Genomic DNA, 11,326 nt, shown 5'->3' with positions numbered 1-11,326 from the left:
GGGTGACGAGACGAACCACCCTAGCGCTCCTGCTTCAGCGCGCTCTCGTGCCAGCGGCGCAGGATGAGATGCGACACCAGCGACAGCACCAGGAAGATCAATATGCCGGTCAGCGAGATCAGGATGAGTGCTGCAAACAGGCGGGGCGCGTTGAGCCGATAGCCGGCCTCGATGATGCGCGATGCAAGCCCGGACGACTGCCCCTGCGCGCCGGCGACGAATTCGGCCACCACCGCGCCGATCAGCGACAGGCCGCCGGCGATCTTCAGCCCGCCGAGGAAATAGGGCATCGCCGCCGGCAGGCGCAGATAGCGCAATTGCTGCCAGCGCGTCGCACCGTTGAGCTTGAACAGGTCGCGCAGATTGCGGTCGACCGAATTCAGGCCGAGCGTGGTGTTCGACAGGATCGGGAAGAAGGCGACGATCCAGGCGCAGAGCAGCAGTTTGACGGTCTGGTTGTTCACGTAGATGTTGATCAGCGGAAAGATGGCGACGATCGGCGTCACCTGCAGCACGATGGCGAAGGGGAAGAACGACATCTCCACCCATTTCGATTGCGCGAACAGCACCGCCAGCCCGACGCCGCCGATCACGGCGAGAGCCAAGCTGAGGAAGGTGATCCTGAGCGTCACCAAGAGCGACGAGAACAATAGCCCCGCGTCGTTGTGTAGCGTCTGCAGGACCATTCCCGGCCGCGGCAGGATATATTGCGGGATCTCGTTCCAGACGCAGACGCGGTCCCACAACGCGATCGCCAGCACCATGATCGCCAGCGGCAGCACCCATCTGCCGATGCGCTCCAGCCGCTCCTGGCGGGCGCGGCGCGCCTCTTCGGGATCGAGCTTCAACGTGGCGTCTTCAAGGGTCGTCATGGCGCGGTCCGGCGGTTGAGTTGATGGCGTCGACCAGCACGTCCGAGGCCTGCCGGCAAAGCGCGGCATAGTCCGGCGAGGTGCGGAACGCTTCGTCACGCGGATAAGGCGCATCGACGGCGAACTCGCCATGGACGCGGCCCGGACGCGCGGCCATGACGACGACGCGGCTGGACAGGAACACGCTTTCGAACACGCTGTGGGTGACGAAGACCACGGTGAAGCGCTCGTCCTGCCAAAGCTCCAGAAGGTCGTTGTTGAGCTTGAAGCGGGTGATCTCGTCGAGCGCGGCGAAGGGCTCGTCCATCAGAAGGATGCGCGGCTTGGTCACCATGGCCCGCGCGATCGAGACGCGCATCTTCATGCCGCCCGAAAGCTCACGCGGCACGGCGTTCTCGAAGCCGGTGAGATGGACGCGCGACAGCATCTCCATCACCGTCGGCTCCGCCTTGGCGCGCGACACGCCCTTCAGCCTGAGCGGCAGCCAGACATTGTCGAAGACGCTGGCCCAGGGCAACAGCGTCGGCTCCTGGAAGACGAAGCCGGTGTTCGAGCGGTCGATCGAGCCGCGCCAGTCGAGTTGGCCGGAGGTCGGCGTCGACAGGCCGGCGATCAGCCTGAGCGCCGTCGACTTGCCGCAGCCCGAAGGGCCGAGCAGGCTCAGGAAATCGCCCTCGCGGATCGTGAGGTCGACCTTGCTCAGCGCCGTCACGCCGTTGGAAAAGACCTTGCCGACATTGCGCAGCGATAGCAGCATCGGGGTCTCTCCCGATGCCGCCGACGTCTCAGCCACTTTCTCCTGGATCATCTCAGGCAGGCCGCCTTACTTCTTCAGCTCCAGCCCGACACCCTTGTTGATGAAGGCCAGCGTATAGGCCTTCTTGATGTCGATACCCGGCTGCGCGACCTTGGCCTTGACCATCTTGTCGTAGAAGCTCTGGATGCGGGCTTCGTTCATCGTGCCGATGCCGAGCTTTTCCGAATCGCCGGAATCGACGACGCCGAACTTCTTCATCTGCTCGATCGAGAAGGCGATCTGCTCGTCCGTCATGTCCGGATTGTCCTTCTTGATCATGTCGTTGGCGGCCTTGTTGTCACCGTAGAGGTATTTATACCACCCCTTGGCCGAGCCATCGACGAAGCACTGCACAACCTCCGGCCGCTTGTCGATCGTATCCTGCATCACCTCGATGGTGGTCGAATACGTATCCCAGCCATAGTCGGCGAGCAGGAACTGGTTCGGCGTGAAGCCGCCCGCCTTCTGCACGGCGAACGGCTCGGACGTCACATAGCCCTGCTGGATCGACTTCTTGTTGGCGATGAAGGGCGCCGGATTGAACGTATAGGGCACGCGCTTGGCGGCATCGAAGCCGAGATCGGTAACCATCCACTGGAAGAAGGTCTGCGCACCCTCGTCGCCCATGATGTACTGGTCGGCGTTCTTCAGATCCTCCCACTTGTCGAGCCCCTGCCCCGGCTGGGACATGATGACCTGCGGATCCTTCTGGAAGTCGGACGCGACGACACGCATCGGAATACCCTGCTGCACCGAGTCGAAGGCCGAAAGCAGATTGCCGCCCATATAGAAATCGATCTTGCCGGCAAGCAGCATCGGCCGGCCGCTGACCTGCGGGCCGCCCTGCATGATGGTGACGTCGAGGCCGCAGGCGGCATAGGTGCCGTCGGCAACGGCCTGGTAGTAGCCGCCATGCTCCGGTTCGGCCAGCCAGTTGGTGCCGAACGTCACCTTCTCGTTCGCGGCCGCGCTCAGCGTGCCCGCCACCAGCAAGGCGATCGAGCCCGCCAGGACCTTCCCATTTCCGATCATAAAACTCACCCTCTCTTGGCTCCGGCGCGCAACGCGCTGGGCTCGACACCATTGGTTCAAGAAGCAAGACACATGCCACCGCCCGGGCCGCCCGCTTGCGCGGCAGTCATTGCCGAGACCGGAAGGGTCATGCTGTACGCGAGGCATCGTGCCTATTTTTTGAACGCCTGTCCATAATCGCCCTGGCGGCATGCACCGCATCTTGAAGGTTTCATGAATCGAGCCTTAGTCTGCGGGCGCACAGGAGAATGCCATGCTGAAATACCTCGCCCCCAAGACGATCAAGCCGCCCTTCGCCCGCTACAGCCACGGCGTTGAGATACCCGCCGGAAAACGGCTGGTGCTGTGCTCCGGACAGCTGGGCATCGGGGCTGACGACCATGTTCCCGAAGACGCCGGTGCCCAGGCCGAGCTCTGCTTCAAGAATATCGCCGCGATTCTGAGCGAAGCCGGGCTGACCTTGAACGACACCGTTCGCATCAACGCCTTCGTCACCGATCGCGCACACTTGCGGGCCTATATGGATGTCCGCAACCGCTTGTTTTCGGACCCGGCGCCGGCCTCGACGCTGATGATCGTTTCCGGCTTCGCGCGTCCGGAATTCAAGGTCGAGGTCGAAGTTTTGGCAGCAGGCTAGCTGTTGCCGGGGATAGTCTTTAGACCTCAGCCGGACAGCAGACCAATCGGGAGACGAAAAGTGACGACAAGACGTGTGTGGTGGGGCGATTACCGGACGACCGAATATGCCTCGATCGACGCCGAAGCGACCATCGCGGTGTTGCCCGTGGCGGCGATCGAGCAGCACGGCCCGCATCTGCCGGTCTCGACCGACACCTCGATCATGGTCGGCATGCTGGAGACGATGATCGCGCGCCTGCCCGACGATCTCGACATCCGCATCCTGCCGGTGCAGGCGGTCGGCAAGTCGAACGAGCACTTGCGCGCGCCGGGAACGCTCACCTTGCCGGCCACCACTTTGGTCGATGCCTGGACCGAGCTTGGCCTGTCGGTCGCCCGCGCCGGGGTGAGGAAACTGATCATCGTCAATTCGCATGGCGGCAATGAGGAGATCATGGGCATCGTTTCGCGCGAATTGCGCGTGCGCGCCAAAATGCTGTCGGTGAAGACGAGCTGGCAGCGTTTCGGCCGCCCGGCCGGCATGTACACCGAGATCGAGGACCGTCACGGCATCCATGGCGGCGATGTCGAGACCTCGCTGATGCTGCACTTCCGCCCTGATCTCGTCGACATGGCCAAGGCGGATAATTTCGTCTCCAATGTCGCCCGCGCCGAAAAGGAATTCGCCCTGCTGCGCCACACCGGAACGCACGCCTTCGCCTGGATCGCAAGCGACCTCAACCCGAACGGCGTGGTCGGCGATGCCTCGATCGCCACGGCCGAGAAGGGCCGCCTGACCGCGGAAATGCAAGCCGACGGCTTTGTCAACCTGGTCAGGGATGTCCGTAAGGCAAAGCTTGCAGACTGGCTGTCGTAGATAAAACGCGGCTCAACTTTCAATTGTTAGTTCGAAGGGTATCCCCTCGAACGCATCGGCGCCGCGCCCGATCGCCTCGATCGCCGCGATCATGCGACCGTCGCGCTGAAGCAGCATGTCGGCAACGGCGATCAGCCTTGGATTGGGCGTCGCCGTCGGCGAGAGGAAACGCAGCGTCCGGGCAAGTTCCATCTCGTCGCGCTTGGGCGAAAGCGCCGCCGCGATGATGTAGGCCGATGCCGTCGAGCGGCTGACGCCGGCATAGCAGTGCACCACCAGCGGCTTTGCCCGGTCCCAGCGATAGGCGAAATCGAGCAAGGCCCGCACATGCTCCTCGCCGGGCATCGTCATGCCTTCCTGCGCGACGGCGATGTCGTGCATGACGAGATGCAGGTGGTTTTCCGCCGGGATCGAGGCCGGGCGGAGCACTTCGGTGCCGGCGGCGAGCAGCGACAACAACCGCTGCGCACCGGTCCTTGCCACGGTCTCGTCGACCTTCGACAGCGAACAGACGTGGATCATTGTCCGAACTCCTTCGGCGCATCCTTGCGCCGCGCGGCCCACGTGGCAAGGGCGCTTTCGAGGCGCTGCCATTCCGCCTCGCTGCCCGGCAGTCCGATGCGCAGAACCTGAGGCCGTTCAGCGAAGTGACGGACCAGCACGCCACGCTCGCCGAGCGCCGAAAACAGGCTTGGCGCATCGTTGAAAGACACATAGCGGAACAGTGAGGTGCCGCCGGAGATTGGCACACCGGACTTTCCAAGCAGCGCGTCGAGTCGTTTGGCGTCGGAGGCGAGACGTATCCGCATGTCCTGTTGCCATCCCGCATCCGACAGCGCGCGGATGCCATATTCGAGCGCCGGAGCGGCCACAGCCCAGGGCCCCAGCTGCGCATCCAGCCGCTCGGCCGTCAGTTGATCCGCCACCGCGAAGCCGAGCCTCACACCGGCGAGGCCGAAGAACTTGCCGAACGAGCGCAGCACGACGATACCGCCCAGCCCGACATCGCCGGCCAGGCTTTGCTCGATCGGGCCGACATCCATGAAAGCTTCGTCGACGACGAGCAGCCCGCCCTTGGCGCGAAGCCGCGCGGCAAGGTCGAGCAGGCGGGCCTTTTCGATCACCCGCCCGTCAGGATTATTGGGATTGACCAGCACCGCCAGGTCCGCCTCGCCCAGCGCGTCGAAATCGCCGACCTCGGCAACCGCATGGCCGGCGATGGCCGCGGCCCGGGCGTGTTCTGCATAGGTCGGGCCGAGCACCAGCGCCTTGCCGGGTCGCACCAGCGAAGCGACGCGCGGCAGCAAAATCTGCGTGCCGGGCGCCGCCGCCACATGTGCCGCTGACGGCGCGCCATAGGCCGAAGCCGCAATTTCGGCCAATTCACGCAGTTGTCCTGCCTCCGGCAATCGGGATAGGGCGGTGGCGGGCAGATCGAAAAGCGGATAGGAGTGCGGATTGATACCCGTCGAGAGGTCCACGAAAGGTTTTGGCGCATGAGGAAAAAGCGCGCTTGCGCGGCCAAGGCTGCCGCCATGATCAACCGCTGCAATCGCTCCGCTTAGAAGCTTCATGTCAATCCTGATCGCTTTCCTGTCACTCGCCGTCGAACGTACCCTCGGCTACCCGGACTGGCTGTTCAACGCCATCGGCCACCCGGTAACCTGGATCGGCAGGCTGATATCCTTTCTCGATCGCCGGCTCAACCGCGCGACGGATTCCGACGAATTGCGTCGCCGCCGCGGCGTCCAGGCCTTGCTCGTCATTTTGCTGGTGCCCGGCCTGATCGGCCTGGCGCTGCATGTCCTGCTCTGGATGATGTTTCCCACGGGCCTCGTCATTGCCGCGATCCTCGGCTCGTCGCTGCTGTCGCAGAAAAGCCTCGCCGAGCATGTCGAGGAGGTCGCCGACGCGCTGGAGACCGGCGGCCTGACGCTCGGCCGCATCGCCGTCTCGCGCATCGTCGGCCGCGATCCCGAAAAACTCGACAAAGCGGGCGTCGCGCGCGCAGCAATCGAAAGCCTGGCCGAGAATTTCTCCGATGGCATCGTCGCACCTGCCTTCTGGACCGGCATCGGCGGCCTTGGCGGCGGTGCGGCCTACAAGGCGGCCAACACCGCCGATTCGATGATCGGCCACCGAACGCCGCAATATGAGGCCTTCGGCCGGGCCGCCGCCCGCTTCGACGATCTGGTCAACCTGCCCGCATCGCGGCTCACCGGCCTGCTCATCGTGCTGGCGGCCTTTCTTGTCCCTGGCGCCGACCCGCGCGGCGCCTGGCAGGTGATGCGCCGCGACGCCAGGAAACATCGCTCGCCCAATGCCGGCTGGCCGGAGGCGGCGATGGCCGGCGCGCTCGGGCTGTCCCTCGCCGGACCGCGCAGCTATGGCGGCGAGGTCGTCGAGGACGCCTTCATGGGCGAAGGCGGCCGTCGCGAGGCCGAAAGCACCGACATCCGCCAGGCGCTGAAGCTCTATCGCGTGGCCGACTGGCTGCTGCTCGGGCTGTTCGCGACCCTGTCGGCGGTTGTGATCTATCTGACCATCCAGATCAGTGGTCAGGGCGCCAGCGCACTTTAGAACTCGATTCCCTGCTGGGCTTTCACGCCCGCCGAGAAATGGTGCTTCGTCAGCCCCATTTCAGTGACGAGATCGGCCGCCTCGACAAGCAGCGGCTTGGCGTTGCGGCCAGTAATGATGACGTGCAGATCGCCCCGCCGCGCCTTCAGCGCCGCGACCACTTTCTCCAGGTCGAGATAGTCGTAGCGCAACGCGATGTTGAGTTCGTCGAGCACCACAAGGCTGATCGACGGATCGGCCATCAGTTCCAGCGCCTTGGCCCAGGCGGCTTCGGCGGCGGCGATGTCGCGCTTGAGGTCCTGCGTCTCCCAGGTGAAGCCCTCGCCCATCGCGTGCCAGACGACGCGGTTTCCGAACGCGGCGAAAGCGTCCTTCTCGCCGGTATGCCATTTGCCCTTGATGAACTGGACGACGCCGACGCGCTTGCCATAGCCCAGCATCCTCAGCGCCAAACCGAAGGCCGCCGTGGTCTTGCCCTTGCCCGGGCCTGTGTTGACGATCAGCAGCCCTTTCTCGATCGTCTTGCCGGCCACCTCGGCATCCTGCACCGCCTTGCGCTTGGCCATCTTGGCGCGGTGGCGCTCGGCGTCCCTGTCGTTAATTGTCTTGTCTTCGATTTCGGCCATGTCATTTCACCTTGAGCGGCAGCCCCGCCACCATCATGAGAACGCTGTCGGCTACCGCCGCGACCTGCTGGTTGAGCCGGCCGGCGGCATCGCGGAACCGGCGCGCCAGCGCATTGTCGGGCACGATGCCCAGTCCGACTTCGTTCGAGACCACGAACCACGGCCCGCGCGGCCGCGACAGCATATCCGCCAGCCGCTGGCAGTCGGCCTCGACATCATGTTCAGCCAGCATGTGATTGGTGAGCCACAGCGTCAGGCAATCGATCAGCACCGGCTGGTGGTCCGGCACGGCTTCGATTGCGCCGACCAGTTCGAGCGGCGCGTCGACAGTGACCCAGCCTTCACCGCGCCGCGACCGATGCAGCGCGATGCGCTCGCGCATCTCGTCGTCATAAGCCTGTGCCGTGGCTATGTAAGCCCAGGGTGACGAAAAGGCCGTCGTCAGACTTTCGGCATGCGAACTCTTCCCCGAGCGCGCGCCACCGAGGACGAAAGTCAGTTTCCGATTGGAGGCTGCGCTCGCGGCTGTCGCGCCGGTCATTCCCTGCCTTCACCGTTGGATGAATATTGTCGCCGCCATCAGGCCGACGGCGCGACTTTAGGCACAAGCCCTCCGGCCGGCAAACCAAATTCCGCCACCGCCCGGCGCGATTGCGGCACAGGTCCCGGGTGCTACGAGGCGGCGATCCGCGCCGCGACGAGCTGCTGCAACCGCCACAGATGCGCATCGTGGATGCCGCGCTGCTCGAGATTCTTCACCGTGTTGTAGAGATAGTCGGCACCCGAGCCCCAATGACCGCAGGAGGTCGCCAGCCTTTCGACAACCGCCTCCTCGCTTAACGGGCCGGCATAGGTGGTGCCCTGGCGGTTGATGACGAAGGCCAGCGCCCGCAGCGCGCCGCCATCGCCCGTCATATTGAGCAGGCGCGGATGGTAGCTGGTCGGCTTCAGCGTCACCTCGCGCCGCAGGATCTTGTCGAGTTGCTCTCGCCTGTCGCCGTCGCCGAGCCGAAAGGCGACGCCCTTGCACTGCCCGCCGCGGTCCAGCGCCATCATCAGGCCCGGACTTGCCTTGGTCCCCCGCCAGCGCGTCATGTTCATGCAAAAGGACCTGTGCCAGCCGCGCAGCAGGGCCACCCGCTCCTCGACATGCTCGATCTCGGGCTTCCAGATCAGCGAGCCATAGCCAAACAGCCAGAGCGGTTCGGTGGCTGGAAGCTGAGCCTCCAGCATGCGCGCCATTGCGTCATAGTCGGCGTCATCCAGATGCGCGGCATCGGGATCCGGTCCCGCATCCTCGACCGTGCGAAAGCAACGGGCGACCAGTTCCTCGGTAAGCGACATGGTTCTTGGCAGCATGCGTTCGACCTTAAGGTCCTCCCGTGGCCGCCACAATGCGCGGAGCCGGCAATTGACAACAGCTTTGCCCGGGTGTCGGCTGGCATCAGAGCAATTCCTGGAAAAATGCGTAACCGTCCGGAATTGCGTAAAAACAAAGAGTTAGAGCAGGTCAGCGATCCCATTGAGCGCTGGGCTGCTCTGGCAGGGAGAAGCCGATGCAGCCCAATCCGAGCGAGCGCGACCCTTACAACGGCCTGACCAGCCTGCAGCCGACCTTGCCGTCGGCGGCCTATTGGGACGCCGACGCCTACCGGCGCGATCTGGGCGCCATCTGGTACCGGAGCTGGCTGATGGTCTGCCGTGAGGCCGATCTGGCGGAGCCCCTCGCCTTCCGAACCTTCGGTATCGGCAGCCAGGAGATCGTCGTCCTGCGCGACGAGACCGGTGCCTTGCGCGCCTTCCACAACACCTGCCGGCATCGCGGCTCGCAGCTTTGCCAGGAAAGCGCCGGGCGGCTGAAGGCCAGGCTGCTGACCTGCCCCTACCACGCCTGGTCCTATTCGCCGCGCGGCGATCTCGTGCGCGTGCCGTCGAAATCTTTGCCCGACGGCTTCGACAAGGCCGATTATCCGCTCTACCGCGTGGCGCTCTCGCTCTGGCGCGGCTTCGTCTTCATCAACCTCGCCGAGGAGCCCGAGGGCTCGGCGGAAACCTCCTTCGATCGTGCCTCCGCCGACCTTTCCAACTGGCCGCTGGAAACGCTCGTCACCGGCCACCGGCTGACCAAGGTGATGAACTGCAACTGGAAGATCTTCTGGGAGAATTTCAACGAATGCCTGCACTGCCCGGGCGTCCATAAGGACCTGTCGCGGCTGGTGCCGATCTACGGCCGCGGCCTGATGGCGAGGCATGACGATCCCGAATGGGCGCGCAACGCCGACAATGACGATCCGGAATTCTCCGGCCGGCTGCGCGCCGGCGCCGAAACCTGGTCTAAGGACGGCCATGCACATGGCCCGATCTTTTCCGGCCTGACCCCGGCCGAGCGCGCCGCCGGCCAGACCTACGCCACCTCGCTGCCCTCGATGTTCATCGTCGGCCATGTCGACTACATGCGCACCGTGCGGCTCTCCCCGCTCGGTCCCGAGCAGACCGAGCTCGCCGCCGAATGGCTGTTCGCGCCGGATGCGCTGGGAAAGTCCGATATCGACAACATCGTCGCCTTCGGCACCCAGGTGCTGGAGGAAGACGCCGCGATCTGCGAGATCAACCAGAAAGGCCTGCGCTCGATGCGCCACGGGGCCGGCGTGCTGATGCCGGAAGAATACGACCTGCACCGCTTCCACGGCTGGGTGCGCGGCTGTCACGCGGCGTTCAAAACGCCTTCGGCAGATAGCGCCAGGTGACGAAGCCGCAGAAGGCGGCCAGGATGCCGAGCGTGACGAACACCGAGCCGAGGCCGAAGAAGGCGAGCACCACGGAATAGACCAGCGGCGGCGTCAGTTCGGAGAAGTCGAGATAGGTGCGGTAGACCGCCGCCATCTGCGCTCTTTCATAGGTGCGCACCGAGCGCATGAAGGCGGTCGAGCCCAGCGCGTCGAGCGCGATGGTGAAGAGCGCGCCACCCAGCAGCAGCGCGGCCGTGAGCAGCGGTGCGGCCTCGCCGACGCCGCCTGCCGCAAACAGCATGGCGGCCATGGCGAAATAGGCGAAGGTCATGACCCGTCTTCCGCCGAAGCGCTTGCCGGCCCTGCCCCAGAAGATCGCCACGAACAGAAGCGCGTTGCCGGCCGAAACCAGCAGGCCGCCGGCGAGTTCGCCCTGGCCGGTGATCACCATGAACAGCGGACCGTAGACGAAGAACGTCGTCCAGAAGCAGGAGCGGCCGAAGGCGATCAGCCAGGCGAGCCTGAGCCTCGGCTGCTTCACGAAGCGGCCGATATTGGCAAGCGGATTGGCAGGGCGCGACTTGCCGGGCCGGATCGATCGGTTGTCGGTCAACCGGTAGAACCAGAACAGGCAAAGCAGCGCGAACGCAAAAATCACGACCGCGCCATGCGCGGCATAGATGCCGAAATGGGTGTAGAGGAATATCCCCAGCGTCGGCCCGCCCGTCCAGGCAAACATCGACCAGGCCATGCGCAGCGATTCCGCCTGCATGAAGTCGGTCTTGCGGATGTGGTCCATGATGTAGAGGTTGAGCGTGATCGACAGCGCGCTCGCCCCCATGACGCGGCAGAGCATGCCGACGATCTGTCCGGGCAACGTGTGGGTGACGAAGAAGGCGGAGCCGATCGCCAGCAGCACGCAGCCGGCCGTGTAGACCCAGCGCCGCGCGAAGCGGCGGATCAGCATCGGCATGAACAGCGTGACCGAAAGGCCCATCAACGACACGATGGTGTAGAGCATCGAGACGGTCCGCTCATTGTGCAGGATCTCGTAGGCTTGGATCGGGATCACGCTGGAGACGGTGGCGCGAGCGAAGGATTCCATCGCATAGAGCGAAGCGAAGGTACGCGCATCCGCCGGCCGCAAGGCCGGAAGCCAGATCGGATGGCGCACATGGGTGGACATCGGCCCTCCG

Annotated in this window: 13 protein-coding genes; 4 read left to right on the top strand and 9 right to left on the bottom strand. The window is 64.7% G+C overall.

Annotated features, from left to right (window positions below; genetic code table 11):
• Positions 1-20: 20 nt before the first annotated feature.
• Genes FJW10_RS16270 through FJW10_RS16260 form a run of 3 tightly spaced genes read right to left on the bottom strand, consistent with a single transcriptional unit; the run spans position 21 to position 2,700 of the window.
• Positions 21-872, bottom strand: a complete 852-nt coding sequence (locus FJW10_RS16270; RefSeq protein ID WP_140900864.1) for an ABC transporter permease — start codon at positions 870-872, stop codon at positions 21-23.
• On the bottom strand, positions 859-1,680 hold the full coding sequence (locus tag FJW10_RS16265) for an ABC transporter ATP-binding protein (RefSeq protein WP_140900863.1): 822 nt from the start codon (positions 1,678-1,680) through the stop codon (positions 859-861). The genes FJW10_RS16270 and FJW10_RS16265 overlap by 14 nt, the downstream gene beginning before the upstream one ends.
• A 15-nt stretch (positions 1,681-1,695) precedes the next feature.
• Positions 1,696-2,700: an ABC transporter substrate-binding protein gene (locus tag FJW10_RS16260; protein ID WP_140900862.1), complete on the bottom strand. Its 1,005-nt coding sequence runs from the start codon at positions 2,698-2,700 to the stop codon at positions 1,696-1,698.
• A 253-nt stretch (positions 2,701-2,953) separates the two neighbouring features.
• On the opposite strand from FJW10_RS16260, the gene FJW10_RS16255 reads away from it, so the two are divergent.
• Entirely contained in the window at positions 2,954-3,337 is a 384-nt protein-coding gene (locus tag FJW10_RS16255; protein ID WP_140900861.1) for a RidA family protein, read from the top strand.
• Between the two features lie 60 nt (positions 3,338-3,397).
• Positions 3,398-4,195: a creatininase family protein gene (locus tag FJW10_RS16250; protein ID WP_140900860.1), complete on the top strand. Its 798-nt coding sequence runs from the start codon at positions 3,398-3,400 to the stop codon at positions 4,193-4,195.
• A 12-nt stretch (positions 4,196-4,207) separates the two neighbouring features.
• On the opposite strand, the gene FJW10_RS16245 is transcribed toward FJW10_RS16250, so the two are convergent.
• Positions 4,208-4,717, bottom strand: a complete 510-nt coding sequence (locus tag FJW10_RS16245) for a tyrosine phosphatase family protein (RefSeq protein ID WP_140646654.1) — start codon at positions 4,715-4,717, stop codon at positions 4,208-4,210.
• Positions 4,714-5,769, bottom strand: a complete 1,056-nt coding sequence (gene cobD, locus FJW10_RS16240) for a threonine-phosphate decarboxylase CobD (protein ID WP_140900859.1) — start codon at positions 5,767-5,769, stop codon at positions 4,714-4,716. Before cobD ends, FJW10_RS16245 begins: the two co-directional genes overlap by 4 nt.
• Between cobD and cbiB the strand changes: the two genes are divergently transcribed.
• Positions 5,768-6,775, top strand: a complete 1,008-nt coding sequence (gene cbiB / locus FJW10_RS16235) for an adenosylcobinamide-phosphate synthase CbiB (protein ID WP_140900858.1) — start codon at positions 5,768-5,770, stop codon at positions 6,773-6,775. The genes cobD and cbiB overlap by 2 nt on opposite strands.
• On the opposite strand, the gene cobO is transcribed toward cbiB, so the two are convergent.
• The 3 genes from cobO to FJW10_RS16220 all read right to left on the bottom strand — a co-directional run bounded on the left by cobO (position 6,772) and on the right by FJW10_RS16220 (position 8,760).
• Complete coding sequence (gene cobO / locus FJW10_RS16230) at positions 6,772-7,401, bottom strand: cob(I)yrinic acid a,c-diamide adenosyltransferase (RefSeq protein ID WP_140900857.1); 630 nt, start codon at positions 7,399-7,401, stop codon at positions 6,772-6,774. The genes cbiB and cobO overlap by 4 nt on opposite strands.
• Before the next feature lies 1 nt (position 7,402).
• A complete protein-coding gene (gene cobU, locus FJW10_RS16225) occupies positions 7,403-7,942 on the bottom strand; it encodes a bifunctional adenosylcobinamide kinase/adenosylcobinamide-phosphate guanylyltransferase (protein ID WP_140900856.1) in 540 nt (179 codons plus the stop codon).
• 131 nt (positions 7,943-8,073) lie between these two features.
• The gene (locus FJW10_RS16220) at positions 8,074-8,760 is read right to left on the bottom strand and encodes a gamma-glutamylcyclotransferase (protein ID WP_140900855.1); all 687 of its coding nucleotides are present in this window, start codon (positions 8,758-8,760) and stop codon (positions 8,074-8,076) included.
• Between the two features lie 197 nt (positions 8,761-8,957).
• Here FJW10_RS16220 and FJW10_RS16215 point away from each other — a divergent pair, with 197 nt between their 5' ends.
• Positions 8,958-10,148, top strand: coding sequence for an aromatic ring-hydroxylating dioxygenase subunit alpha (locus tag FJW10_RS16215; protein ID WP_140900854.1), 1,191 nt, complete (start codon positions 8,958-8,960; stop codon positions 10,146-10,148).
• Here FJW10_RS16215 and FJW10_RS16210 read toward each other — a convergent pair.
• Positions 10,117-11,316, bottom strand: a complete 1,200-nt coding sequence (locus FJW10_RS16210; protein ID WP_140900853.1) for an MFS transporter — start codon at positions 11,314-11,316, stop codon at positions 10,117-10,119. The two genes, FJW10_RS16215 and FJW10_RS16210, sit on opposite strands and share 32 nt — an antisense overlap.
• Positions 11,317-11,326: the final 10 nt, after the last annotated feature.

The sequence above is a fragment of the Mesorhizobium sp. B4-1-1 genome (assembly GCF_006439375.1).
Taxonomy (GTDB): domain Bacteria; phylum Pseudomonadota; class Alphaproteobacteria; order Rhizobiales; family Rhizobiaceae; genus Mesorhizobium.
Note: the sequence above shows the minus strand (reverse complement) of the source record. Positions and strands in the feature narration are given on the sequence as shown.

Coding starts and splice junctions, on each gene's coding strand:
- FJW10_RS16210 (WP_140900853.1), bottom strand. CDS start 11,316: ATGTCCACCCATGTGCGCCATCCGATCTGGCTTCCGGCCTTGCGGCCG.
- FJW10_RS16245 (WP_140646654.1), bottom strand. CDS start 4,717: ATGATCCACGTCTGTTCGCTGTCGAAGGTCGACGAGACCGTGGCAAGG.
- cbiB (WP_140900858.1), top strand. CDS start 5,768: ATGTCAATCCTGATCGCTTTCCTGTCACTCGCCGTCGAACGTACCCTC.
- cobU (WP_140900856.1), bottom strand. CDS start 7,942: ATGACCGGCGCGACAGCCGCGAGCGCAGCCTCCAATCGGAAACTGACT.
- FJW10_RS16220 (WP_140900855.1), bottom strand. CDS start 8,760: ATGCTGCCAAGAACCATGTCGCTTACCGAGGAACTGGTCGCCCGTTGC.
- FJW10_RS16215 (WP_140900854.1), top strand. CDS start 8,958: ATGCAGCCCAATCCGAGCGAGCGCGACCCTTACAACGGCCTGACCAGC.
- FJW10_RS16260 (WP_140900862.1), bottom strand. CDS start 2,700: ATGATCGGAAATGGGAAGGTCCTGGCGGGCTCGATCGCCTTGCTGGTG.
- cobO (WP_140900857.1), bottom strand. CDS start 7,401: ATGGCCGAAATCGAAGACAAGACAATTAACGACAGGGACGCCGAGCGC.
- FJW10_RS16255 (WP_140900861.1), top strand. CDS start 2,954: ATGCTGAAATACCTCGCCCCCAAGACGATCAAGCCGCCCTTCGCCCGC.
- FJW10_RS16270 (WP_140900864.1), bottom strand. CDS start 872: ATGACGACCCTTGAAGACGCCACGTTGAAGCTCGATCCCGAAGAGGCG.
- cobD (WP_140900859.1), bottom strand. CDS start 5,769: ATGAAGCTTCTAAGCGGAGCGATTGCAGCGGTTGATCATGGCGGCAGC.
- FJW10_RS16265 (WP_140900863.1), bottom strand. CDS start 1,680: ATGATCCAGGAGAAAGTGGCTGAGACGTCGGCGGCATCGGGAGAGACC.